Source organism: Reichenbachiella carrageenanivorans, assembly GCF_025639805.1.
Lineage (GTDB): Bacteria > Bacteroidota > Bacteroidia > Cytophagales > Cyclobacteriaceae > Reichenbachiella > Reichenbachiella carrageenanivorans.
The window spans coordinates 985,316-1,010,553 of sequence record NZ_CP106735.1; the positions used below are offsets into that span (position 1 = coordinate 985,316).

The following is a 25,238-nucleotide window of genomic DNA, read 5'->3' on the forward strand; positions in this document are numbered from 1 at the left end:
ATTAATTAGTGTACTTAGTAGAAACGCCACTAAACTCATTGTACCATGCGCTTTAAGCTCTTATCTCTCTCCCTCCTATCTCTCTTTGCTTCACTCCCTTTCACCAGTTTTGCTCAATGCCAAGAAGGCCATGTGGCTGGTGAAAATCTAATCGACAATTCAGGATTTTGCGAGGGATATCACCATTTTCGATCAGATTATAATTTCAATAGAGATGCCAACGGTGCCACGTTCATTAAACCTGGCTCTTTTGCCACAGTAACTAATCCGCAGTATGCCATGTCACTCTATCCTAAATGCTTCGACCATACTTCGAATGGCGGTGTGATGCTGGTTTTCAATGGATCCGACTCTCCTAATGACAACGCTTGGGAGCAAGAGCTCGACAACCTGAAGACCAATACAGATTATGTTTTTAGCTTTTGGGCCACTTCTTTGCTCAAATTTTCTCCAGCACAACTCGACGTTTTCATCAACGGAAAATCACAAAAAAAGACTTTCACACTAGACTCTACCCTCTGTGAATGGAATCAATACTCGATGACTTGGAATTCGAAAAATAACACAAATGTACAATTGGCGATCAGGAACCTGAATTCAGAATGCTACGGGGCACATTTTGCCTTAGACGATGTCAGTTTTACTTCTTGTGAGCCCGACGACTTACTACATGAACTCAAGGAAGCTAAAGTAGGTCAGGTATTTAGACTCGACAATATTTATTTTGAAACAAATAAATATATCCTCAAAGAAGAATCTTTTGTAGAATTAGATTTGCTCGTAGAGTTCTTGTGGACAAAAAAGCAGGTAGAAATAGAAATAGCTGGACATACGGACAACGTAGGCTCTATGACCTACAACCAAATTCTATCTGAAAACAGAGCCAAAGCAGTAGCCGAGTACTTGAAAGAAAGAGGGATTTCGCCTTCAAGATTTACCTCAAATGGCTATGGAGAAGAACGGCCAGAATATGACAACAGCACCTCTGAAGGTCGACAAAAAAACCGACGGGTTGAATTTAAAATTACCAAAATTTAATAATTACTAATAGCGAAAAACTATTAACAATCAATGAATCGAATTATGAAAAACACCTTAAAAATCCTATCCGCAATCTTGATCATTTGCGTATCTTTTTGCACAGCACACGCTCAGGGAACATTAAAGAAAATAGTAAACAAAGGAGAGCTAAGGGTAGGCCTTACTGCCGACCAACCGCCCTTCTCTATGAAGAACAAACAAGGTGAAATCATTGGCTACGAAGTAGACATGGCAACCCTATTGGCAAAGTCTATGGGTGTGAAGCTTAAATTGGTCGTACTCCCATTCAACAGCCTGATCGACGCCTTAGATGGTGGCAAAATTGACATGGTCATGTCTGGCATGACGATCACTCCTGAGCGAAACCTAAAAGTGGCTTTTGTAGGCCCATACATGGTTTCTGGCAAGTCTATCCTAACCAAGTCATCTATCTTGGCTCGTGCCGAATCTACAGAAGAACTAAACGAAGGATCCAGAATCAGCGTAGCTGTGCTCGAAGGGTCTACTAGTCAAACGTTTGTGGAAACTTACATGGAAAATGTAGACATGACCAAGGTGAAAAACTATGACGAAGGTATCAATCTAGTAAGAACTGAAATCGTGAATGCTTTAGTAGCCGATTACCCTTTCTGTGTGATCTCTGCTATGAAATATGGCAATGAAGGCATGGTAACTTTGGATCAGCCGTTGACAATCGAGCCTATCGGTGCGGCACTTCCTAAAAACGACCCCTTGTTTCTCAATTTGGTACAAAACTACGTGAGCTCACTAGAACTTGCAGGTGTATTTGAGATGCTCTCTGCCAAATGGCTCGAAGACGGCACTTGGATGCTAGAGGTAGAATAAACGAAGAGATTTATATAAATTGAGGGCGGTTGTATCAGCAGATACAACCGCCTTTTTGTTAAGCACCTAACGGTATGGATTCAGATTATTCTCAAATGAAAAGATGGCAACAAAAGATACATGAAGTCATCTTCGGCTATCACACCACAGCGGGTCGAGTATTCGACCTTTCTTTGCTAGTCGCTATAGTTGCTAGTGTTTTGGTGGTCATGTTAGAAAGTGTGAAAGACCTAGAACAGCACTATGGTGAAGAAATGCGAATAATAGAATGGGTGTTCACTTTTCTATTTTCCATAGAATACATCGCTCGAATCGTCTCATCTCCGCGACCATTAAAATATATCACCAGCTTTATGGGTATTGTGGATTTGCTCTCTCTCATCCCGACCTACCTGAGTTTCTTTTTTGTGGGAACTCACTCTCTGTCTGTCATCCGATCTTTTAGGCTCATTAGAGTATTTAGGATATTGAAGCTGACCCATTTTATGGGTGGCGCACAGCAACTGGCCACGGCACTTTGGGGTAGCCGTCACAAAATCATCGTCTTTATGGGTACGGTGAGTTGTATCGTAGTGATCGCTGGCACCATGATGTATCTCATAGAAGGTGGGCAAAATGGGTTTACTAGTATTCCTAAAAGTATCTACTGGGCGATTGTGACGATTACTACGGTAGGCTACGGCGACATCGCACCGCAGACCATTTTCGGACAGACAGCCGCTTCTATTCTCATGATCTTGGGTTATGCGATTATAGCAGTGCCTACTGGGATAGTGACAAGCCAGATGATGGCCGATGCAAGAAGACTGGGTACCATTACCTGTTCGAACTGCGGAGAAGAAGACTTGCCTAACCGCTCAAGGTTTTGCCTAAACTGTGCCTCTCGGCTCAATAACCCTCCAGATCAGAAATAGTATCCAAAATTAATATTGAATCGGGCATGCCAGCTGGCCTCTGGATCTCCAGCACCAAAAGCATCTGTCCACAGAGGGCCAAGCCATGAATGGTTTTTGCCTAGTGCCCAATCTACATAAGTGTACATTTTGCCCATATTCACTCCAACTCCCAATACATTAATCAGAGAATTGGTTTGACCAGATATCTGCTTGCCAATGATCCCAAAATCATTGTAAAAGTCCAATGACTTGAGAGGACCTGCATCTATAGGCCAGCTATAGAGTAAGCCCGCGGTGAGCACTAGCGCTTCGGTAGTGACAGCATATTCTGCACCATAAGCCGACATGTACACAATCTCTTTTTCACTCCCTTTCGGATCTATCTTAAAATAAGTGCCTTGCAACTTATAGTCGAATGGCCCCATCTGCCCATGGGCATGCACGGCATAAGCCGACTGTTTACCTAAGTCTCCCGTGGCCGTTTCTTCTAGTTGACCTATTTGTGTCGAAAGGCCTATTTCTAATTTTTTAAAATCATAAGTAGCTTTCAGGTTGAGCTGATTCACTTCGCTGTGTGTACCCGTGATGTCGTAGGAGTATCTTGAAAAATTATCAGCGGGCATCTCACTGTTTTTGAAGAAAGCCGCCTTTAGCCCCAGCTTATTTTTCTTGTAGATGTATTGCACACCTAGGTCATAGTCGTCTTCCAGCCCCACATAATAGTTGATATTAAAAAACCAATTGTTGGATGCGTAAGTCTGTATGCCAAAAGGAACCTGATCTATGCCTATGTGTATTTCGCTATGTTCAAACTTATAGCCCATATAGGCATGGTGAATCAAAATACCACCAAAATCAGGGCGGTAAAATCTAATCTGTGCTGAGGTGATTACGTTGTTGTAATTGGCATCTATGTCGAACCGAATCATATCATAAGCGATTTCACCTCCTGTTTTATTTTGAGATTCGTCCCAAGACTTGTAGAGGTAGTTCATCCGCACGGCACCTCCTATGGCCAAGTCATACTGATCTTCCGTTTCCTGACTGCGACTACTCTGAACTCCAGCAAAAAGAGCCAGAAAAAGGAAAAACAACTGTTTCATACTTAGGTGTAGAATACAAATAACGTGATGAGCATCCAGGTAAATAACAATACTGGCCAGTAGGAAATTTTAACCAGTAGGTTGTCTTGATAATGCAAAAACTTCGATTCTTTCCCTTTGGTAAAAGCCACCACGTTGATCGCCAACAATGCCATGATCACATACATGGTCAGATAAAACGTCTCTATATAGGTAAGGGAAGGCGTATTGAGTCTTCTCCTCAAATCGATATGCGCTACTAGGAGCACAAAGAAGAAACCCGCACAGCTCTGCACGGCTCCCATCATACTCACACCTGATTTATCATCTTTGTCTTTGGTATTGCTATAGAATATCAAAAAGATCATAGAGGCAACCACCATAATAGGAATGATATTCATCACGAGTACATTCAACAATCTACGTTTGAGGTTGATCGAATATTTCATGATGGGAAATTGGTTGAGTCCACTGAATTTTTGATGGCCAAACCGATCGTGAAAATTGACTAGATCAAACGAAAACTGTGTGGAGAGTAGCTTGGAGTCATTGAGATAAATATCTTTATTAATACCAGGAGAGCTGTAAGGCAAAATGTCCGAATACCCATCTACATCTGGCACCAGCAAAATCCCTGAATCCACATCTGGGTACATCATTTCTATCTTCACGTCCCGTACATCAAAAGGGTAGTTGGAGTAGTTGAAGGGCATCTTGAGCATGACTTTGACACTCCACGTATGTGTTATAAAATTCTTCTCTTCTTTTTCTGATATTTTAGTAACCAACGTTCGGCCTGCCAAGGCTTCTTGAGGAAATCTAAGCCCTGCTTCATAAAATTTAGCCAAATGTTTAGGCCACTTCTGCCAGACTTCGCCACGAATGATCACGTTGTAAGAATCTCTGAATTCGAACTCTTCTACAAAAATACCTGTGGCCACGGGTATGAATTTTTGCAACCCGAGTTTCATCACTTTTTGATTTTCATTGTTTATAAATGAAGCCAAGCTGGTACGGCTATCTACAAACACTTCTTTATCTCCTCCTTCGGAGTAATTATAGTTTAGATTGAGATACCACATCACCATAATATTGCCTACGATCACAATAGACAGATATACTGAGACAGACCATAATTTTTGCCTAGTATTTGTATTTACTTTGATCAAAAGGAGAAGGAGAAGAAATATCAGCGCTGAGACACCCAAACATATCTTCACCAGTTTTCTATGTAGCTGGTTGGCATTGCCTAGGAGATCCGACGAATTGAATACGATTAAAACCTTCCATTTTACCTTTGGTATTTCAGTGTAAAAAGCATGTGACTTTTTCCCCGTATATCTGGTAAAATCCAGATTGCCGCTTTCAGTCAGCAGAATGACATCTACCAAATCTTGCAAGCCCAACTCTTCAGCAATAGACTGGATAGAAACATCCAAAACGTATTCTGAAATAGGGTGCGCCACCAGCTTCCCACTTTCAGCAAAGATCATAGCTGTACCCGTCTGACCAACAGCCAACGAATCCATTTTAGATCCAAATTTTTTAAGATCGAGGGTAAGTGAAATAATACCTGATGGCTCCGAAGATCCATTGAGATGAAAAGGCAATCCATAATCAGCCACAAGTAGTTTTGCCCCTATTGCAAAGTATGGTTCTGTCCAATATGGCCCATTTTTCTGCATTGGTCCCAAATACCATTCATTGGTTTGGATAGAATCTGCAGTATAGTCATACTTTTCTTCTAGATAGATGGTTCGCCCTTGGCGTTTATCATAAAATGGAGCAAAAAGCGGTGTGTTTTCATCCATCGCAAATGGCTCATAAGCTATCGTAACACCTTGTAGGTAAAACAAATCCCTACTTGACTTGTGCACCAAACTAATCACTTCTTCCTTAGATAAGGACTGAGATTCCAACTGATCTCTCAGCTTTTCACCTTCAGCCATGATGTCCTCCAAAATTGTAATAATATGTCCTTCTACCTTCTCCAGCGACTCTTGCCCTATGCGTATGCTTTCATCCTCTCTATGCTGCATATAGCTCATATAATCATATACGAAGTAAACACTAAGCACAGCAAAAGCTATGGTAAAAAGGAGGTACGTCTTATTACGGATGTAAATCATAGACTAATGGTACAATCAATTATAAAACCTAGACAAGGTAATGATCAACCAAGACCCTAACAAAAATGGCCAATAGGCCAACTTCACTAGCAAGTTGTCCTCGTAGTGTAGGAAACTAGAATCTTTGGTTTTGGTAAAAGCCACCACATTGATCGCCAACAACCCTATCATCACATACATCGTGAAATAAAATGTCTCTAGATAAGTAATATCTGGAGAAGCGATTCGCTTTCGCAAATCGATATGCGCCATGAGCAACACAAAGAAAAACCCTGCACAACTCTGCACCACACCCATCATACTCACCCCTGTATTAGAGTCTTTTCTTTTTGAATTGCTATAGAAAATCAAAAAGATCATCGAGGCCACAACTAGTATCGGAATAATATTGGACACAAAAGCATTGAGAAATCGGCGCTTGAGGTTGACATTGAATTCCATAATAGGGTATTCATTGTCTCCATTATAAGCTGTATTTCCAAATTCGGTATGAAAATCAATTCGCTCAAACGAAAAATAACTCGACTTCATAGTTGCTTGAGGAAAGTAAATATTCTTTTTAATCCCAGGAAAAGCCGAAGGATTCAGCACTTTGTATCCCTCCATGTCAGGCACCAGCAAGATGTTTGATTGCAAATCTGGATAGGCAATCTCTATACTTACATCACGAGAATCAAACGGGAATTTTAAGTACCTAAGCGGTAGCCTAAGTGTCGTTTTAAAATCCCACAAGTATAAATTTTCATACGTCTCTTCATTTCGCTTAATAGACACCAATTCTTTCGACGTACCCAATGTAGGTGACTGCTGTACAAACTGAAACCCAGGTTTAAACTCTTCATCCAATCCTATCGGCCATTTTTGCCATATCTTACCTCGTACACTTACATTGTAGGAATCTTTAAACTCCATCTCTTCTACATAAATCCCTGTATTGATCGTCATGTATGGGTCGTAGCCCAATCTAATCAATCGCTCATTTTCTGTGAAAACGTATCTGTACATCTCTGTACTATTCAATATTTTTACCGAATCGGATGGGTCTTCTGAGTAGCCATGATTGACATTGAGATTCCAAATAACAATAATATTGACTACAACGAGTATAGAGAAGACAGTAGAAATAATCCATAGTTTGGTATTGGTATCTTCATTGATTCTAATCAATACCAACAACCAAATAATGACCAAAAACGAGGAAGCCAAGGACAGATTCACAACCTTATTGCCCAAAACCCTAGATCCTCCACGCAAGTCGTCGGTTGCAAAAACCACTACCGACTTCCAGCCAGTAGACGGAATGGTATTGAAGAAAAGATACGAGTCCACATTGGTATATACACTATTGTATTCTAAATGACCCTTCTCCTTGCTCATCACTTCTTCGGCCATAGGTTCTATACCATAAGCTCGACCAATATCCATTAGGGTTACGTTCAAAATATACTTTGATGTAGGATGTGCTAGCATCACTCCCTTGGATGAAGTAAGAAACGCATACGCGGTACTGCCTAGAGAAAGCTGGCCTAGCACAGCAGACAACCGCTCCAAAGCGATAGTCAGCGTAACTGTCCCTATCAATGTTTTCTCTCCATCAATCTCCTTAAACAACGGGCTACCATAGTCTGAAACTATAAGCTGAGCTCCTTGTGCAAAATAGGGTTCAGACCACTTAGCAGTTTTATTTTGAGCCACTTCGGAGTACCACTTTGCCGTAGTGAGTGTCGTGTCCGTATAATCATAAACATCTGCTATGTCTATAAAACTCCCTAAACGCTTATCGTAATAAGGAGCAAACAAAGGAATCCTCTCATCGAAGGCAAACGGCTCATAGGCTACAGTAACGCCTAAAATAAAATCGAAGGCCTTGCTCTCTGATTCTATCAGTCCTAGCAATTCCTCTGGAGAATAATTAGTTGAACCCACTTTTTCGGAAATGAGTGCAGTAGCAATGACCACATCGTTGAGCATAGAATCGAGCTGATGTGTAATCGAATTATTCGCTTCCTTTCCTATGCGAATACTTTCTTGTTCGATGTCATTATTGTAGGAATAAAAGTCAAATAAAAGTGCCGACACTAAGATCAGCGACATCACAGCGATGTACTGATAAGTTCTTCGACGGAGTACTACTCGAGTATGAAATGCAGCCATGGTTGAAGTTTATAATATAAAAATTAGCCGTCGTTTCTAGGGCCGTTGTATTTAAATCTGCGAGCAAAACCAACCCCAAAAGTATAATCGTTAGCTGCGTTGAACAAAAGCCCACCATTGATATCAATTTGAGTCTCACTGTTAATTAAATAAGTAAGCCCTGTTTGCGCTTGCTGCCAATCTTCATGGTGCCAATATTCACCCACAACGGTAAAACGATCACCCAAGCCATAAGCTAAAGTGAAATCTCCAAAATAACCTCCTGCTGCTTTTCCTGCATTTACAAAACCCACCAAATTGTCCATCAGTTTTTTATTGACGGCTACTCGATAGCCCGAGATCACAAAATTATCTCCAAACGAACTCATATTGACTGAAAAACCAACACCTGGCTTCTTTCCTTCTGGTTGGATCATCATCCACTTCACACCGAAAGCGGCAACCTTATGCTCCAAAGTAGGCACGAATACCCTGATCTCTGCAGATTTAGAAATAGATGCCCTAAAAAATGCATCGTATGCCCATTCTTCCCCTTTTATATCTACATACTGTGCGCCTTGTTCCCACTGGAAACTATGCTCTGGTAGTACCCATGGCCCCACCGACAAGGTAGGTCTTGCCGTAGCTATAGACTCCTGTGCTTGTGTATTGTGAAAAAGGAAAACGGCAAATAGCAAGACAATAAAAGTCTTACAAATTGAGTTAAGATTGATCATGTTTAGTTTTTTTCATTTTACTTATGAATTTAAAACTTATCCGCATTATTTATAATCTATAATAGAAATAATTCGTCTTCATTATCCAAAAAGGGAGTTAAGCAAATTATCTCTATTTTTGAAGACACGCTTTAAATCCAAGATAATTTAGAACAAGGCAACCAAAAGCAACAATAACTCATTTTTCCGTATAAAATAAATATGAAACTGAAGGGCAAGGCAAAAAAAAATCTACTCATTGGGATAACCCTCTCTATGTTGTTATTGGGCATATTTTCTTTTTCCAATGACGATAAGTATTTTGAAATGGCAAAGAATCTAGAAATCTTCGCTTCACTATACGGAGAAGTCAACACATACTATGTAGACGAAGTAAACCCCAATAAGCTCATCCGTACGAGTATCAATGCCATGCTAGAAAAACTCGATCCCTATACCGTCTACATTCCAGAAGACGATATCGAAGATTTTCGCACCAATGCTACTGGCGAATATGGAGGAATAGGCATCCAGTCCAACAAAATCAAAGAACAGCATGTCGTACTAAATATTTATGAAAATTCACCTGCAAGCACGGCTGGCATCAAAATAGGTGATGTGATCACCGCTGTGGATGGCGTAAGACTTGGCAATCTTACCGACGATCAGGCGGGTAAACTGATGAAAGGACAATCAGGGTCAGACATTCAAATAGAGGTCATCCGCAATGGCAATGAAAAACTAAGTTTCACTACCACAAGAGAAAAAATTACCATACCCAATATCAGCTACAGCACACTCATGGATGAGTCTATAGGCTATTTAAGGCTAAGTGAGTTTACCAATGATGCAGCCGATGACGTGAAAAAAACCGTGCTAGACCTAAAAAAACAAGGCGCCAAAGAATTGATTATTGACCTACGAGAAAACCCAGGAGGGCTCCTCAACGAAGCCGTAGATATTTGTAACCTTTTCGTCACTAAGGGTTCAAAAATAGTAGACACTAAAGGAAAAATAGAAGCACAAAGCCACTCCTACACAGCCAAAGCTGAGCCATTGGACTTAGACATTCCTATTGCAGTCATTATCAACCACAATAGTGCCTCTGCTTCCGAAATTGTATCTGGCGTAATCCAAGACTATGATCGAGGGGTGATCATTGGACAAAAGTCTTACGGCAAAGGACTGGTACAGGTATCTCGAAAATTATCATTCAACTCGCAGCTCAAAGTAACTACTGCCAAATACTATATCCCTAGTGGCAGGTGTATTCAAGCACTGGACTATGCACATCGCACCTCTGACGGCAGTGCCACCAAAGTAGCAGATTCTCTTAAAACAAAGTTTTACACCTCCAACAATAGACTGGTCTATGATGGAGGCGGAATAGACCCTGATATTTTGATCAAAGAACCCTCACCTTCATCCTATACCAAAAACCTAGCAGAAAGCAATCTTATTTTTGACTATGCAACCAAATACTACTACGAAAACGACAGCATAGCTGCTCCTCAAGTATTTGAGCTGACAGATGCCGAGTATCAGGATTTTATAAACTGGATGTCTACCAAAACATTTAAAAATCCTTCTCAAGTAGAAAACACACTAGAGCTGCTTGAAGAAGCCGCCACCGACGACGATGTATATCACAATCTCATCGCAGAGATAGAAGGCATCACTGCTTCTGTCGAAAAAATCAAATCTAACGGTTTGATTACCTTCAAACCAGAAATAAAAACGTTACTAGAAAAGCACATCATATTGAGATACTACTACACCTCTGGAGTAGTAGAAGCAGCACTCTATAAAGACCAAGAAATCAAAGAGGCGCGCAAAATACTCTCTGATTCTGAGGCATATATCACCTTATTAAAAGGCTAGACATTCTCTTTGCTTTCTGATATATTGCAAGCTTATATTCATCCCTATGTACGAAAATCTGGATCACGTAGTCCTTACCTTTAACAAGGAGTCGCTGCTACTACTCAATGCTTGCATTGCGCTCATCATGTTTGGAGTAGCCCTAGACCTCAAGGTTCATCATTTCAAATATCTACTTAAAACACCCAAGGTTATTTTTATCGGCTTAGCATCACAACTTCTTTTATTACCGCTGATCACCTTCTTACTCGTACTTTTGCTAAAACCCTCTCCTAGCATGGCACTCGGCATGATGCTAGTAGCCGCCTGTCCAGGAGGCAACGTATCCAACTTTTACGCCAGCCTGTCCAATGGCAATGTAGCACTATCCGTCAGCCTAACGGCGATTACCTCGTCCTTAGCCTTTTTGTCTACTCCGCTTAATTTTACCTTTTGGGCCAACCAATACGCCCCTACAGCAGCCATCTTACACTCCGTCAAACTCGACATTCTAGATGTAATTATCACCGTTGTTTTTATCCTAGTGATCCCGCTTGTGCTAGGTATGCTGGTCAATAAAAAACATCCAAAAACTACACTCAAGATAGCTAAACCTATCAAGCGACTCTCCATATTGATTTTTGCAGGATTTGTAGTAGGAGCACTTGCCTCCAATTTCGATCACTTCGTAAATTACATCTTCAATTTTATATTTCTCGTCATGATCCACAATGCTCTAGCGCTGACCACAGGCTATTCATTCTCTAAGCTATTCAAAATAGGCATACCCGAAACTCGCAGCATCACCATCGAAACGGGCATTCAAAATTCTGGTTTAGCGCTGGTCATAATCTTCGAATATTTCAACGGCATGGGAGGCATGGCCATCATTGCTGCTTGGTGGGGCGTATGGCATTTGATCTCTGGTGCATTGATCTCGTGGCAGTGGTCTTCTCGACCCGCTATAGCAGCCACTCCGTAAGTATTTTTTTCCCGTAAAAACTACTTTTATTAATTGCTCTATTTATTGTACTTTTGAGACAACCCATTTGATAATTCGACGACTATCGAGATGAAGACTGAGTTTATTTGGTACAACCCTGCAGAAAAAGAGTATCAGTTTGGCGACAAAAAGTGCTACATCGATACTATACGCAATAGCAATCAATCGCACAATTTTGTGATTCTCGATCGATTCCCTAATATCAGTGCCGATTTCAGAATCAAGCTTATCTCTAAACTCAGATTCCTCAATTCCGCAAGTAAATCAGGCGTTTTAGAGTTCATTTAGGCCTCTTTTCTGGTTTATCCCCAATATACCCCCACTGATCGAAGCCCTACTCCTTCTGATCGAATCACCGTATTTCTACTGGCAATAATCGAGTGAGACCCTCCGTCTATCGAATTAAATATTTAGTCCTAAATGAGCTGGCTATACTTGTATCAAGAAAGCGCAGTTTATGAGAATCCAAGTTCGCTTATCGGACTTGGGTTTTCTTTTAACCGCCAAAGACATTACCTCAAGGTCCGAATAAATTAGCTATAGGAAAGATTCGGAACAGGTTAGTATGAATTGGAATTTTGTAACGCCTCCTCATCTTGGGGAGGCGTTTTTTATTTCATCAGGAGTGCTGCCTCTTTCGCAAAATAGGTCAATATCACCTTAGCCCCTGCACGCTTCATACTGAGCAACATCTCCATCATGGCTGTGTCATTGTCTAGCCAGCCTTTCTGTGCTGCTGCTTTGAGCATGGCATATTCCCCAGACACATTGTACGCCGCTATCGGCAAATCAAAATTATCCCTCAGTAATTTGATCACATCTAAATAAGCCAATGCTGGCTTTACCATCAAAAAATCTGCCCCTTCTTCCTCGTCGAGTTCTGCTTCTATAATCGCTTCACGCAAGTTAGCTGGATTCATCTGGTAGGTCTTTTTGTCGCCCGATTTAGGTGCAGAGTCGAGGGCATCTCTGAATGGGCCATAAAAAGCACTTGCATACTTAGCCGTATATGACATGATCGATGTGTCTTCAAACCCATTGTCATCCAAGATCTCACGAATGTACTCCACACGTCCGTCCATCATATCTGAAGGGCCTATGATGTCTGCCCCTGTTTCGGCTTGTGCCAATGCCATAGCTCCTAGTACCTCCAGCGACTCGTCATTTAGTATATTGCCATACTCATCCACGATGCCATCGTGCCCATCTGTACTGTAAGGATCCATCGCCACATCCGTCATGATACACGCCTCTGGAAATTTGTCTTTGATTTCCTCCAAGGCCTGCAAATAGAAAAAGTTTGGATTGTGACTTTTGGTTGCAAGTTTGTCCTTGTGCTTTTCGTCTACCACAGGAAAAATATCGAACGCATTGATCCCCAAATTCATGCAAGTATCTATTTCCTTAAGCATCAGATCCACCGACAGCCTATGAATCCCTGGCATAGACTCCACGGCTATAGATTTAGACTTGCCTTCCAACAAAAATAAAGGATACATAAAATCTTTAGTAGATAATCTGGTTTCCTCCACCATATCACGAATGGCAGTAGATTTTCGGTTTCTTCTCGGGCGTCTCAGCATGATTCTTCTTTTTTTGCAAATGTAAAAAGATGTGCTGAATAGACGAGCGATTACATACTGAAGCCAGCCGATGGTCTATGACTAAAAGCAGACAATAATGCTAATTATCTGTTATTCATCTAGTTATTCCCTCTTTTTTGTTGTAAATTATTAAACTTCATAAGGGATTCATCTATCCCAGATTGTTAAATATTCAAGACACAAAGGCGTGAGATATGAAACAATTGAGAATATACCTGTTGGTGGCTTCACTTTTTATAGTTGGTCAAGGTATGTCTCAACAGATCGGATTTGATTTTCCATCAGGCACCCACAAAGTCACCATTCCCTTCGAACGCTACAACAACCTTATCGTGATACCCGTCACGATCAATCATTCTCTAACACTCAAATTTATCTTTGACACGGGCGTACAATACCCTATTCTCACTGAGAAAATGTTTGGTGAATATTTAAACCTAGACTATAGCAGAAACATTACCATCCAAGGGCCTGGCGAAGCAGATTCCATCAAAGCCAAAGTAGCTCATAATGTTTCCCTCAGTTTGCCTGGAGGCGTAGAATCTGGCATTAGTCAAGCACTGGTGGTACTAGAAGAGGACTATCTCAAACTACGAAACAACCTAGGTGTCGACGTCTTTGGTGTGATCGGCTATGACCTATTCAGCAGATTTGTGGTAGAGATCAACTACGACGAAAATCACATCACACTCTACGAGCCAAAAAAATTCAGAGCAAGAAATGCTTATAAAAAGATTCCAATGAAAGTGGTGAACACCAAACCCTATGTAGAAATCACCATCATGAAAAACGAAAAAGAAGGACAACGCATGCACCTAATGGTAGACTCAGGCGCTAGTCATGCCGTGTTGCTGGACAATCCAGAGGACAATTCTTTGATCCCAGAACAAAACATCACCACAGTAATCGGTCGTGGGCTTGGCGGCAATATCAACGGCTACCTAGGCAGAATGGCTTCTATCAGGTTGGGGAAATTCGAATTTGAAGAACCTATCGCCTCTTTCCCAATTGTAGGGGACTATGGAGAAGCCATCAAAAGAGGCAGTAGAAATGGCACCATAGGAGGCGAACTACTCTCTAGATTCAATGTAGTCTTCGATTATTTTGGTGGATATCTCTACCTCAAAAAAGGAAGTATGTTTAACAAGGAATTTGAGCATGATATGAGTGGCATGCACATCGCTGCCGATGGCAAACAACTTAAGCAACTCAAAATCTACAACGTACGCGCCGACTCTCCTGCCTATCATGCAGGCCTTCGAGAAGGTGACCTAATCGAATCCATCAATGGTTACTCGTTAGAAAGCCTAGAATTCTCTGACTTTTGCTCTCTACTCAGAAATCGCCCAGGCAAAAAAATAGTCGTGAAGTATACTCGAAATGGGTCCACCCAAAAAACCACTTTCAAACTAGAACGCTACATCTAAAGTTTACGCATTCTTTTAGCGAAAATTCTCCGTTCTTCATTCTACATCAAAACACAAATGAGATTTGAATACGCTCATTTGAGCATCTTATGCAGGGATTGTTCCTTTTTCCTTTTCAGGATTAAATCAGCGAAAAATATTTTATTTCTTAGTTTTGTCGACTTAAAATTTGAAAGGTATGACCCAAAATAAAATCAACCCGTATCAACCCAAAAATCACATCCGTATCGTCACGGCTGCTTCTTTATTTGATGGACACGATGCCGCCATCAATATCATGCGAAGAATCATCCAATCTACTGGTGTGGAGGTCATACATCTAGGGCACAATCGATCTGTAAACGAAATAGTAAATTGTGCCATCCAAGAAGACGCACAGGCCATCGCAATCACCTCATACCAAGGCGGACATGTGGAATATTTCAAATACATGCACGATCTACTCAAAGAAAACGGTAGTGAACACATCAAGATATTTGGCGGAGGCGGAGGCACCATACTCCCTACCGAAATAGAAGAGCTACATGCCTACGGCATTTCAAGAATTTATTCACCGGACGATGGGCGTGCCATGGGCCTGCAGGGCATGATCAACGACATGGTGGCCGCCAGCGACTTTGCCATTGGAGAAAACCTGAATGGAGAACACCAACAAATAAATAAAAAAGACGCCAAATCTATCGCGAGAATAATATCGGCTGCAGAAAATTTCCCAGAACAATCCAAAGACACCCTCCAAGCCATTGACGAAAAGTCTAAAACATCTGACACACCTGTACTAGGAATCACGGGTACTGGCGGTGCAGGCAAGTCCTCTTTAGTAGATGAACTAGTCAGAAGGTTTCTGGTGGACTTTGAAGACAAAAGCATTGCTATTATCTCTGTAGACCCTTCTAAACGCAAAACAGGAGGTGCGTTATTAGGCGACCGAATTCGCATGAACGCCATCAACAATTCGCGCGTGTACATGCGGTCGCTAGCCACTCGCCAGTCCAATCTGGCCTTGTCCAAATATGTACAAGAAGCCGTAAACGTGGTGAAAAGTGCGGGCTATGACTTGGTGATATTAGAAACCAGCGGCATCGGCCAGTCGGACACCGAAATCATCGAACACTCTGACCTATCGCTCTACGTGATGACTCCCGAATATGGTGCAGCCACACAATTAGAAAAAATTGATATGCTCGATTTTGCCGACATCATAGCACTCAACAAATTCGACAAGCGAGGAGCACTAGATGCCTTGCGCGATGTCAAAAAACAATACCAAAGAAACCATCAGCTCTTCGACACCCCCGTAGACAACCTGCCTGTCTTTGGCACCATCGCCTCGCAGTTCAACGACCCGGGTATGAACAAGCTCTATCGAGTAATCATGGATGCTATCACGGACAAAACGGGAGCAGAATTAAAATCCACCTTTCAGGCCTCCGAAGAAATGTCGGAGAAGATTTTCATCATTCCGCCTAAGCGGACGAGATACCTTTCGGAAATATCGGACAGCATTCGGGAGTACGATCAGTGGGTAGAAAAGCAACGCCAAATCGCTCAAGACTTGTTTGGCATAGACCGTACCATGAAATTGTCGCAAGACGAAGAGCTAAACACCAAACTAAAGGAACTCTACAAGGAAACAGCACTAGATTTCGACCCTAGAAATCAGCAAGTACTCAGCGAGTGGCAAACCAAGGTAGACAACTACAACTCCGACGAATTTGTGTACCAAGTCAGAGGAAAAGACATCAAAGTACAAACCAAATCCGAATCGCTATCGCACACCAAAATCCCTAAAGTATCCTTACCCAAATATGAGGCTTGGGGAGACATATTGAAGTGGAGTCTTCAAGAAAACGTGCCGGGTGAGTTTCCCTACACGGCAGGTGTATTTCCATTCAAAAGACAGGGCGAAGACCCTACCCGTATGTTTGCTGGCGAAGGCGGGCCAGAGCGCACCAACAGAAGATTTCACTACGTGTCGAAAGGGCTGCCTGCCGCTAGACTGTCTACCGCGTTCGATTCGGTGACACTCTATGGCGAAGACCCAGATCATCGCCCAGACATCTATGGCAAAATCGGCAACTCTGGCGTGAACATCTGCTGCCTAGACGATGCTAAAAAACTTTACTCTGGGTTTAACCTATCCGCTCCTACCACATCCGTATCGATGACGATCAACGGCCCAGCGGCTACTATATGTGCCTTCTTTATGAACGCCGCCATAGACCAGCAATGCGAGCTATACATCAAAGAAAATGGGCTAGAGCAAGACGTTGAAAAGAAAATAGCTGCGATCTACAAAGGCAGAGAAAACAAACGCCCCCACTACCAAGGTGACTTGCCCGAGGGCAACAACGGCTTGGGTCTCATGCTATTGGGCGTAACGGGCGATCAGGTGTTGGACACCGAGGTATATCAGCACATCAAAACCGAAACACTTGCCAAAGTACGAGGTACCGTCCAAGCTGATATTCTCAAAGAAGATCAAGCACAGAATACCTGCATTTTCTCAACCGAGTTTTCGCTGCGAGTGATGGGAGATGTGCAGCAGTACTTCATCGATCAGAATGTAAGGAATTTTTATTCGGTGTCTATTTCAGGGTATCACATTGCAGAGGCTGGCGCCAATCCAATTACTCAACTGGCTCTCACGCTGTCGAATGGTTTCACTTTCGTGGAATACTATGTATCGAGAGGCATGGACATCAACAAGTTTGCTCCTAACCTCTCCTTCTTCTTTTCGAATGGTATCGACCCAGAATATGCCGTGATCGGCCGAGTAGCCAGAAGAATTTGGGCGAAAGCCATGAAACTGAAATACGGTGCCGACAGCCGCTCGCAGATGCTGAAATACCACATCCAGACCAGCGGCCGATCACTACATGCCCAGGAGATCGACTTCAACGATATCCGTACCACCTTGCAGGCACTCTATGCGATCTACGACAACTGCAACTCGCTACACACCAATGCCTACGACGAGGCCATTACTACACCTACAGAAGAATCCGTAAGGCGTGCCATGGCCATCCAGCTCATTATCAATAGAGAACTAGGATTGGCTAAAAATGAAAATCCTATTCAAGGGTCGTTTATCATTGAAGAACTGACCGATCTGGTAGAAGAAGCCGTACTCGAAGAGTTCGACAGAATCACTGAAAGAGGTGGTGTGCTGGGTGCTATGGAAACCATGTATCAGCGCAGCAAAATCCAGGAAGAGAGCCTATACTATGAAACCCTCAAACATACGGGCGAATTCCCGATCATTGGCGTCAACACGTTCTTATCGTCAAAAGGCTCCCCTACCGTAGTGCCTAGAGAAGTCATTCGTGCCACTACAGAAGAGAAAGAATATCAAATCGAAATGCTCCATCACTTGAAGGAGTTTAGCGGCAACGAATCGAATGCGGCTTTGAAAAAATTGCAGGAAACTGCCATCCACAATGAAAACATATTCGATACGCTGATGGAAACTGTGAAGCACTGCTCACTGGGCCAAATCACACACGCACTCTTCGAAGTGGGCGGGCAGTATAGACGGAATATGTAAAAGACTCCGATGGAAGTAGCGACTCATTTCTACCTCCATCGGAATCCAATCAAACTACTTTCGGCGATCCCTTTCTGCCCGTTGGAATTTTGATCGTTTGGTTGGCGATCATGATCCCGAGCAAGATCAATACTGCGCCAATGATGGCTTCGACAGCCAATATTTCATCCAGAAAAATAATGCCCAAAGCCACACCGTATATAGGCATGAGATAGGTGACTAGCGACAAGTATGAAGCGCTTGCGCTCGTCAAAATCTTGTAGTAGATAACAAAAGCCAAAGCAGTACCGAAGGTGCCCAAGACCAGCAACGAACCTATAGCTCCCCAAGATAGCGTAGCCCAAGCGACTGGCCCTTCTACTAGCAAAGCAAATGGAATAAGGTATGCCGCTGCTACCAATAGCTGTGAGGACGGCGCGTACAAAGGCTTTTCTTTGATGAGGTAGAGCCTAGAATAGACCAATCCTACACCATAAGAGACCGCCGCTATAGCTACCGCTACGATACCTAACACAGAAGCATCTGCTCCTGAGACCAGATTAGGAGAAACCAAAACCAGCAAACCAATAAAACCCAACGTAGTTCCTACAATGCGCTCCACCGTCATGCGCTCATCGGCTATGGCGAAGTTGGCAATCACCACTGTAGCCAGCGGTGTCAGTCCATTCAAAATAGACGCAATCGAGCTGTCGATATACTGCTCGCCCCAGTTGATAAGTGCAAATGGCAACGCCTGTGCAAAAAAACCAGCAACAGTCACATGCTTCCAAAAAGTCCATGACCGATTGAATTCATATCCCTTGATAAAGAGCCAAATATGAAGCAGTATGGCTGCCAACCCTATACGCAGGGCAGCCAAGGTAATGGGCGAAATCTCTACTATGGCGATCTTGATAAACAAGAACGACGGCCCCCATAAGGTAGCCAATACCAGCAGTAAGAGTAGATTTTTAAGTTTCATGGGGTGTTGAATTTGGTCGTAAAGTTAATAGCTATCAACTACAACTTCTAACGCATCGCAGCCGATAAGCACTTGAGCTTTCTGTTCCTTATTTGATGAAAGACATCAACCCTATATGCGGGCTTTTCACTTCCTTCAAGTATGCTACCAGATCAAATTCGCTACTCGCTCTTTTTCTTCTTTGCAATTTTTCTGGCCGTTCTATCTGAATGCTTCCATGTCCATTCAGTCTAGCTATTTTTAAATGTAATGATGGTGTTTCCATGTCGGTTATGTTTTGTGTTTTAATAATAAAATCGTCGTAAAAAATAAATGATGAGGATTGAAACGCCCGATCCATATTTTCGTTCCATGAATTGGATGAATTGATTTTATCAATTCCATGAATATCATTAATACTTCAAAACAAATCAATGGAACTACGTCATCTCAAACTGGTAAGGGAAGTCGCCGACAAAGGCAGCCTAACCAAAGCCATGGAAAACCTCTACCTCTCTCAGTCTGCGCTCAGCCATCAGCTTAAAGAAATAGAGACGCACTTGGGTGCTCAGCTTTTTCATAGAGTAAACAAAAAACTGATCCTGACTGGTGCTGGTCAAATTATGCTCGATTCTGCCAATAAAATTTTACGAGAAATAGACAAAGCAGAAGATGCCGTAAAAAAATATGTGAACGGTGAACGCGGATTGGTTCGACTCGCCACGCAGTGCTACACCTGCTACCACTGGCTACCTACTTTGATGATCGATTTCAACAAAGAATTCCCAAAAGTGGATATTGAAATCTTTCCAGGCATTACCGAAAATCCCGCAAAACTCATCCTCGATGGTGAACTAGATCTAGCCGTAACAAGCGACCACGACAACCATCCATCGCTGACCTACACAGAACTGTTTAGAGACGAAATGATGGCCATTGTGCCTGTGGGTCACCCCTGGACAAAGCAACCGTATGTAACAGCCGAAGATTTTCGTGATCAAAATGTTTTCATCCATTCCTATCCGCTCGAATCCGTGACCCTGTTCAATCAAGTATTGATGCCAGAAGGAGTCAAGCCCAAAAAAGTAATGCCTATACAAGTCACCGATGCCGTACTACAAATGATCAAGGCAGGACTAGGCGTACAAGTAATGGCTAGCTGGATGGTAAAGCCCTATCTGTCAGAAAACAATTTAGAACTTGTACCCGTGACTAAAAAAGGACTGTATCGGACTTGGTATGCAGCCCACCTAAATCAGCCCGACGCACCAGTATACATCAACAATTTTATTGAACACCTCCGGTGCAATATTGGCGGCGTGTGCGCCTGCGAAGAGGGAGACTGCTAAGCCATCCTCTTCGAACCACTAATTCACCACTCTTCACGTTTCGCCTTCTCCCTTACGGGCAATATTTTATATTTGTGAAAATCAAACAACCCCGATAAGCATGAAATTAAACGTAAGTGCCCTATTTCTCCTCGTTTCCTTTTCGGCACTCGCCCAAAAAGAGCTAACTGTAAAAGACATTTATGAAAACAATGTGTTCAGACAAGAGACTATATCTAGCCTCAATTGGATGAATGATGGACAATACTACACTGCACTGGAAAACAATAAAATTCTGAGATATGATGTGACCACTGGATCGTCAGATTCTGTGATTATCGACGGCGAAGCGCTCAATCTCAAAATTGATGATTACTCATTCACCACAGATGAATCTAGAATGCTGTTGCTTACCGACAAGCAGTCGATCTATCGCAGGTCGTTTACAGCAGAGTATTATGTCTACACTTTCAAGGGCAAAGAACTAAAAAAGCTTTCGCCAAATGGCAGGCAATCCTACGCCACCGTATCTCCAGACAACCAAAACGTAGCTTTCGTGCGCGACAACAATTTGTTTTATGTCAAACTCGTGAATATGAGTGAGCATCAGGTGACCAAAGATGGCAAAAAAGGCAGTATCATCAATGGCTCTAGCGACTGGGTATACGAAGAAGAATTATACCTAACAAAGGCTTTTTTCTGGTCGCCTAATTCCGAAAAACTTGCCTTTTACCAATTCAACGAAAGTGAAGTCAAAGAATATAATCTGCAATATTGGGACAATGGCGCACTCTACCCCAGAGACTATAAATACAAGTACCCAAAAGCAGGAGAAAAAAACTCAACCGTGACCATCAAGGTGTACAACCTGAAAGACAACAGTACACAAACCGTGGATCTAGGCAAAGAAACTGATATCTACATCCCCAATATACAATGGACCAAAAACCCAGAGATACTAGCCGTCAAACGCCTCAATAGGCTACAAAATCAACAAGACATTTTTCACTACAGTACCAAGTTTAAATCAGCCACCAACATCCTGACGGACAAGTCCAAAACCTACATCCATACCACCTATACTGGTGAGTGGATATATTTAGACAATGGCACACACTTTCTAATGGCTTCGGAGCGCGACGGATACAAGCACTATTATATCCACCGCATGGATGGACAACTAGAATACAAAGCCACTTCTGGTGCTTACAATGCCGAAAAGCTGATCGGCATAGATCAAAGTACTAAAACACCTGTGCTCTACTACACCTCTACTGAAGGTTCCGCTCTCGAGCGACATGTATATCAGGTAGATTTCAAAGGGAAAGGCAAAGTACGACTCAGTACTAAATCAGGCATCAACAAGGCCGATATGAGCAAAGATTTCAAATATTATATCAGTTTCAATCACTCGGCTGCTAGCCCTCTGGAGGTCTCGCTGATGATGACCAAAGGCAACAAACTGGTGAAAGTACTAAAAGACAATGCCGCCTTAAAAGAAAAAGTCGTAGCCTATGGCCTCACCGAGAAAATACTATTTCAACTAGATGCAGCGGACAAAAAGCTACTCAATGCCTACATGATACAGCCTGCCCAAATGGACAGCACCAAGAAATATCCAGTACTGATCTATCAATACAGTGGGCCAGGTTCTCAAGATGTGAAAAATGAATGGCAAGGGCGACACTATATGTGGCACCAACTCCTCGCCCAAAAAGGATATATCGTAGTAGCGATAGACTGTAGGGGTACAGGAGGTAGAAGTGAGGCCTTCAAAAAAATGACCTATATGAAAATGGGTAAGTTGGAAGCAGAAGATCAAGTCGCTGCCGCTAAATACTTAGGTACACTGCCTTTCGTAGACAAAGACAGAATAGGTATCTGGGGGTGGAGCTATGGTGGATATGTTTCTTCGCTATCGCTCATGAGTGGGCCAGAGGTTTTCAAGGCAGGCATCGCCGTTGCGCCATTTTTGTGGAAATACTACGACACCATTTATTCCGAAAGATACTTGCGAAGCCCACAAGAAAACCCAACAGGATACGATGAATACTCCATCATAAAAAATGCAGGTAAACTCAGGTCAGATTTTTTGCTGATACACGGTACGGGCGACGACAATGTCCACTTTCAAAGTGCGGTCACTTTACAAAATGAATTGATCAATCAAGGCAAACAATTCGACTCCTTCTACTACCCAGACAAGGCACATAGTCTGTCTGGAACCAAAACAAGAGTCCACCTTTTTACCATGATGACGGATTTCTTGTTAGAAAATTTATAATTGAGCTTTCAAAAAGAAATAGCGTTGATCGCAAGATCGAGAGGGTTTCATCTGGTGACGGATGAAATCCTCGATGCCATACCTGAAATCAGGAAAATCAGCATAGGTGTTTTACACATATTCATCAAACATACCTCCGCCAGCCTGACAATCAACGAAAATGCTGACCCTACAGTAAGACAAGATTTTGAAAGTCATTTCAATGAATTTGTACCAGAAAATGCCAGCTACTACCAGCATACCTATGAAGGCTCCGACGATATGCCTGCGCATATCAAAACCTCATTATTGGGTAGTTCTGTATCAATTCCTATTACCAATGGTCGACTTAATCTAGGTACTTGGCAAGGGATTTACCTCTGCGAACACCGCAACTATGGCGGCGCAAGAAAAGTAGTCCTTACCATTTTAGGAGAGTAGTCAGCCTATTGTGCAGATCTTTTTGTGTTTTGCTCTACATCGATTCTTCGGTTCGAATGAGCTTTGAACTGATACGACTTCCCAGAAATAATTAATGTTTGGGACGACTGTGATGGTTGACTTTCTTCTGCACCAAGACTATAAGTAACGACAAAGGCACAAACTGCCACAGTGATCACCAACAAGGCATTTTTCAAAAATTCTTTCATAGCATTTTGTTTTGAGATGATCAAAATTGCTTGAAAAATAAAGAAGCTCATTACTTTCTCGGTGAACGTGCACACTTTCTAGTTAAACCATTACTGCACACTGATTCGTTGTGCATACTGTGCATTGCCCAAGGCAATCTGCACTACATATACGCCAGAAGACAACCCTAGAGCAGCCGTCTCAAACCTGATTCTTCCTGATTCGGTCACGTATGGTAGTTCTTGATTGAGGCTACCCGTCATGTCGTAGATTTTAGCTACTACCTCACCTTCGGTAGTCTGAGGCAGTGCCAAATAGAAAGCATCTCCAGCTACTAACGGCATCGGATAGAGCGTTAGAGCAGAGGACTGACCCACATTAAAATCAACCTGCTTCATAGGGAAAATTTCATTTTGTCCATCATAATCTACCTGCTCAAGCTGGTAGTAGTAAACTCCTTTCTGCGAAGGATAATCTTTTATCTCATACGTCTTTTGCTCAGACGTAGTACCGTTTCCTTGCTCCCAGGCAATGAGTTCAAAATCTACACCATCTACAGATCTGTACACATTGAAATGATCATTGTTCAGCTCTGTAGCTGTTTTCCATGATACCTGTACGTGGTCTAGCGACACTTGAGCATCGAAAGAAAGGAGAGTAACTGGAAGAGAAGCACATCCACTGCCACAGCAGCCATCGTCACAAGCCAAATCTCCTGACGGAGAATTGACCCCTCCTGAATATTCATTATCATACAAGGTCTCTCCATAAGAAAATGTGCCCTCATTAATATCTATTACTGAATTTTGCTCATTTACTACATTGTTTACTACAGATATAGTTCCGTTATCAGAAAGCTGAATATCACTTCCGTACCTATTATTTAAATCATTACCAACATCTAAAGACCCTCCATTAATAATCAAATTTCCTTCGTTGGCAGTAGATCCACTCGGATTCACTCCATTATTGAAATCCCCCGTTACATTCAGTTCTCCGTTTTCATTCACAGTTACTCCTGCACGAAAATCATTATTGAAATTACCATTTACATATACTTCTCCCGCTTCTGAACCAATGCCAATCGTAAGGCTGGATTCATTTTCCGTTAAGAAATCGCCATCTAACACATTGATGTAGCCTCCCTCTCTCACTATAGAAGTGGATTGGTAATCATTAAGAAAATCTCCGCTTGTCAACGTGAGCGTCGAATTGCGTATCGTAAGGGTAGACTGATTATTGTTAAGATAGCCTCCTTGTGTTATCGTCAGGTTCGTATTATTTAATAAATTAAGACTTGAATGCTCCCCATTGACCGACCTCGTAGTAGACACATTATTGACCGATACTGTAACATTAGAAAAAGTAAAAGAGGTAGATGTTCTCACGTCACTAGAGAAGTTACCACTTACATTCAACGTTCCCCCTCCATTTATCAAAATGGTACCTGCATGATATCCTGCAATTAGATTGCCTGTAATCGTAAGTGTTTTGCCAGAATTGATGGTAATGATCGCAGAATGTGAGCCACTATTTTGACCTAAAGTCAAATTGCCAGAAATGGTGAGATCGTCTGATACCGTTAGCGTAGATGCATTTCTAACCGTTAAGCTAGCTGGATGAGTACACCCTCCGACTGTTTCATGTGCTGTAATCGTATTACTAGATGGGCACTGCGCAGACGCGCTTATTCCAACCAACACCGCTAACGCGGATAACATAATTTTTCTCATTATTCTTCCCTTTTATACTGCTTCCCTCCCCGCTTTTAGCATGGATGCATGATATACGAG

20 protein-coding genes are annotated in these 25,238 nt (G+C 42.3%); 11 read left to right on the plus strand and 9 right to left on the minus strand.

Going from position 1 to position 25,238, the window contains the following annotated elements:
• The first annotated feature begins 45 nt into the window (after positions 1–45).
• From N7E81_RS03870 to N7E81_RS03880, 3 genes are all read left to right on the plus strand, one after another.
• Positions 46–1,038 (plus strand): OmpA family protein, encoded by a 993-nt coding sequence (locus N7E81_RS03870; RefSeq protein WP_263051966.1) that lies wholly within the window; start codon positions 46–48, stop codon positions 1,036–1,038.
• Positions 1,039–1,083: 45 nt separating this feature from the next.
• Positions 1,084–1,887, plus strand: coding sequence for a transporter substrate-binding domain-containing protein (locus N7E81_RS03875; protein WP_263051967.1), 804 nt, complete (start codon positions 1,084–1,086; stop codon positions 1,885–1,887).
• Positions 1,888–1,982: 95 nt separating this feature from the next.
• Complete coding sequence (locus N7E81_RS03880; RefSeq protein ID WP_263051968.1) at positions 1,983–2,801, plus strand: ion transporter; 819 nt, start codon at positions 1,983–1,985, stop codon at positions 2,799–2,801.
• Here the strand turns inward: N7E81_RS03880 and N7E81_RS03885 are convergent.
• The 4 genes from N7E81_RS03885 to N7E81_RS03900 are packed head-to-tail and all read right to left on the minus strand — an operon-like array spanning position 2,792 to position 8,864.
• Positions 2,792–3,886, minus strand: a complete 1,095-nt coding sequence (locus tag N7E81_RS03885) for a hypothetical protein (protein WP_263051969.1) — start codon at positions 3,884–3,886, stop codon at positions 2,792–2,794. The genes N7E81_RS03880 and N7E81_RS03885 overlap by 10 nt on opposite strands.
• Before the next feature lie 2 nt (positions 3,887–3,888).
• On the minus strand, positions 3,889–5,994 hold the full coding sequence (locus N7E81_RS03890; RefSeq protein WP_263051970.1) for a PDC sensor domain-containing protein: 2,106 nt from the start codon (positions 5,992–5,994) through the stop codon (positions 3,889–3,891).
• Between the two features lie 15 nt (positions 5,995–6,009).
• Complete coding sequence (locus tag N7E81_RS03895) at positions 6,010–8,148, minus strand: PDC sensor domain-containing protein (RefSeq protein ID WP_263051971.1); 2,139 nt, start codon at positions 8,146–8,148, stop codon at positions 6,010–6,012.
• A gap of 23 nt (positions 8,149–8,171) precedes the next feature.
• On the minus strand, positions 8,172–8,864 hold the full coding sequence (locus N7E81_RS03900; protein ID WP_263051972.1) for a hypothetical protein: 693 nt from the start codon (positions 8,862–8,864) through the stop codon (positions 8,172–8,174).
• Positions 8,865–9,170: 306 nt separating this feature from the next.
• Between N7E81_RS03900 and N7E81_RS03905 the strand changes: the two genes are divergently transcribed.
• From N7E81_RS03905 to N7E81_RS03915, 3 genes are all read left to right on the plus strand, one after another.
• Entirely contained in the window at positions 9,171–10,724 is a 1,554-nt protein-coding gene (locus tag N7E81_RS03905; protein WP_263051973.1) for a S41 family peptidase, read from the plus strand.
• 46 nt (positions 10,725–10,770) lie between these two features.
• The gene (locus N7E81_RS03910; protein WP_263051974.1) at positions 10,771–11,685 is read left to right on the plus strand and encodes a bile acid:sodium symporter family protein; all 915 of its coding nucleotides are present in this window, start codon (positions 10,771–10,773) and stop codon (positions 11,683–11,685) included.
• A 90-nt stretch (positions 11,686–11,775) separates the two neighbouring features.
• Entirely contained in the window at positions 11,776–11,994 is a 219-nt protein-coding gene (locus N7E81_RS03915) for a hypothetical protein (protein ID WP_263051975.1), read from the plus strand.
• Positions 11,995–12,317: 323 nt separating this feature from the next.
• Here the strand turns inward: N7E81_RS03915 and hemB are convergent, their stop codons facing one another.
• Positions 12,318–13,289 (minus strand): porphobilinogen synthase, encoded by a 972-nt coding sequence (gene hemB / locus N7E81_RS03920; protein WP_263051976.1) that lies wholly within the window; start codon positions 13,287–13,289, stop codon positions 12,318–12,320.
• 215 nt (positions 13,290–13,504) lie between these two features.
• Here hemB and N7E81_RS03925 point away from each other — a divergent pair, with 215 nt between their 5' ends.
• The gene (locus N7E81_RS03925) at positions 13,505–14,737 is read left to right on the plus strand and encodes an aspartyl protease family protein (RefSeq protein ID WP_263051977.1); all 1,233 of its coding nucleotides are present in this window, start codon (positions 13,505–13,507) and stop codon (positions 14,735–14,737) included.
• A 178-nt stretch (positions 14,738–14,915) separates the two neighbouring features.
• The gene (locus tag N7E81_RS03930; protein ID WP_263051978.1) at positions 14,916–18,284 is read left to right on the plus strand and encodes a methylmalonyl-CoA mutase family protein; all 3,369 of its coding nucleotides are present in this window, start codon (positions 14,916–14,918) and stop codon (positions 18,282–18,284) included.
• A gap of 49 nt (positions 18,285–18,333) precedes the next feature.
• Here the strand turns inward: N7E81_RS03930 and N7E81_RS03935 are convergent, their stop codons facing one another.
• Both N7E81_RS03935 and N7E81_RS03940 read right to left on the minus strand, forming a co-directional pair.
• Positions 18,334–19,245 (minus strand): DMT family transporter, encoded by a 912-nt coding sequence (locus N7E81_RS03935; protein WP_263051979.1) that lies wholly within the window; start codon positions 19,243–19,245, stop codon positions 18,334–18,336.
• Positions 19,246–19,333: 88 nt separating this feature from the next.
• On the minus strand, positions 19,334–19,510 hold the full coding sequence (locus N7E81_RS03940; protein ID WP_263051980.1) for a hypothetical protein: 177 nt from the start codon (positions 19,508–19,510) through the stop codon (positions 19,334–19,336).
• 148 nt (positions 19,511–19,658) lie between these two features.
• Between N7E81_RS03940 and N7E81_RS03945 the strand changes: the two genes are divergently transcribed.
• From N7E81_RS03945 to N7E81_RS03955, 3 genes are all read left to right on the plus strand, one after another.
• The gene (locus tag N7E81_RS03945; RefSeq protein ID WP_263051981.1) at positions 19,659–20,573 is read left to right on the plus strand and encodes a LysR family transcriptional regulator; all 915 of its coding nucleotides are present in this window, start codon (positions 19,659–19,661) and stop codon (positions 20,571–20,573) included.
• A gap of 100 nt (positions 20,574–20,673) precedes the next feature.
• Positions 20,674–22,836 carry a S9 family peptidase gene (locus N7E81_RS03950; RefSeq protein WP_263051982.1) on the plus strand — a complete coding sequence of 721 codons (2,163 nt, stop codon included), beginning with the start codon at positions 20,674–20,676 and terminating at the stop codon, positions 22,834–22,836.
• Positions 22,837–23,256, plus strand: a complete 420-nt coding sequence (locus N7E81_RS03955; RefSeq protein ID WP_263051983.1) for a secondary thiamine-phosphate synthase enzyme YjbQ — start codon at positions 22,837–22,839, stop codon at positions 23,254–23,256.
• 5 nt (positions 23,257–23,261) lie between these two features.
• Here N7E81_RS03955 and N7E81_RS03960 read toward each other — a convergent pair whose 3' ends face one another.
• A complete protein-coding gene (locus tag N7E81_RS03960; protein ID WP_263051984.1) occupies positions 23,262–23,465 on the minus strand; it encodes a hypothetical protein in 204 nt (67 codons plus the stop codon).
• Positions 23,466–23,555: 90 nt separating this feature from the next.
• Positions 23,556–25,178: a T9SS type A sorting domain-containing protein gene (locus tag N7E81_RS03965; protein WP_263051985.1), complete on the minus strand. Its 1,623-nt coding sequence runs from the start codon at positions 25,176–25,178 to the stop codon at positions 23,556–23,558.
• Between the last annotated feature and the right edge of the window lie 60 nt (positions 25,179–25,238).

What these genes read in the sequence shown, in the direction of transcription:
- N7E81_RS03870 (WP_263051966.1), top strand. Translation starts at nt 46, where the DNA reads ATGCGCTTTAAGCTCTTATCTCTCTCCCTCCTATCTCTCTTTGCTTCA.
- N7E81_RS03875 (WP_263051967.1), top strand. Translation starts at nt 1,084, where the DNA reads ATGAAAAACACCTTAAAAATCCTATCCGCAATCTTGATCATTTGCGTA.
- N7E81_RS03880 (WP_263051968.1), top strand. Translation starts at nt 1,983, where the DNA reads ATGAAAAGATGGCAACAAAAGATACATGAAGTCATCTTCGGCTATCAC.
- N7E81_RS03885 (WP_263051969.1), bottom strand. Translation starts at nt 3,886, where the DNA reads ATGAAACAGTTGTTTTTCCTTTTTCTGGCTCTTTTTGCTGGAGTTCAG.
- N7E81_RS03890 (WP_263051970.1), bottom strand. Translation starts at nt 5,994, where the DNA reads ATGATTTACATCCGTAATAAGACGTACCTCCTTTTTACCATAGCTTTT.
- N7E81_RS03895 (WP_263051971.1), bottom strand. Translation starts at nt 8,148, where the DNA reads ATGGCTGCATTTCATACTCGAGTAGTACTCCGTCGAAGAACTTATCAG.
- N7E81_RS03900 (WP_263051972.1), bottom strand. Translation starts at nt 8,864, where the DNA reads ATGATCAATCTTAACTCAATTTGTAAGACTTTTATTGTCTTGCTATTT.
- N7E81_RS03905 (WP_263051973.1), top strand. Translation starts at nt 9,171, where the DNA reads ATGGCAAAGAATCTAGAAATCTTCGCTTCACTATACGGAGAAGTCAAC.
- N7E81_RS03910 (WP_263051974.1), top strand. Translation starts at nt 10,771, where the DNA reads ATGTACGAAAATCTGGATCACGTAGTCCTTACCTTTAACAAGGAGTCG.
- N7E81_RS03915 (WP_263051975.1), top strand. Translation starts at nt 11,776, where the DNA reads ATGAAGACTGAGTTTATTTGGTACAACCCTGCAGAAAAAGAGTATCAG.
- hemB (WP_263051976.1), bottom strand. Translation starts at nt 13,289, where the DNA reads ATGCTGAGACGCCCGAGAAGAAACCGAAAATCTACTGCCATTCGTGAT.
- N7E81_RS03925 (WP_263051977.1), top strand. Translation starts at nt 13,505, where the DNA reads ATGAAACAATTGAGAATATACCTGTTGGTGGCTTCACTTTTTATAGTT.
- N7E81_RS03930 (WP_263051978.1), top strand. Translation starts at nt 14,916, where the DNA reads ATGACCCAAAATAAAATCAACCCGTATCAACCCAAAAATCACATCCGT.
- N7E81_RS03935 (WP_263051979.1), bottom strand. Translation starts at nt 19,245, where the DNA reads ATGAAACTTAAAAATCTACTCTTACTGCTGGTATTGGCTACCTTATGG.
- N7E81_RS03940 (WP_263051980.1), bottom strand. Translation starts at nt 19,510, where the DNA reads ATGGAAACACCATCATTACATTTAAAAATAGCTAGACTGAATGGACAT.
- N7E81_RS03945 (WP_263051981.1), top strand. Translation starts at nt 19,659, where the DNA reads ATGGAACTACGTCATCTCAAACTGGTAAGGGAAGTCGCCGACAAAGGC.
- N7E81_RS03950 (WP_263051982.1), top strand. Translation starts at nt 20,674, where the DNA reads ATGAAATTAAACGTAAGTGCCCTATTTCTCCTCGTTTCCTTTTCGGCA.
- N7E81_RS03960 (WP_263051984.1), bottom strand. Translation starts at nt 23,465, where the DNA reads ATGAAAGAATTTTTGAAAAATGCCTTGTTGGTGATCACTGTGGCAGTT.
- N7E81_RS03965 (WP_263051985.1), bottom strand. Translation starts at nt 25,178, where the DNA reads ATGAGAAAAATTATGTTATCCGCGTTAGCGGTGTTGGTTGGAATAAGC.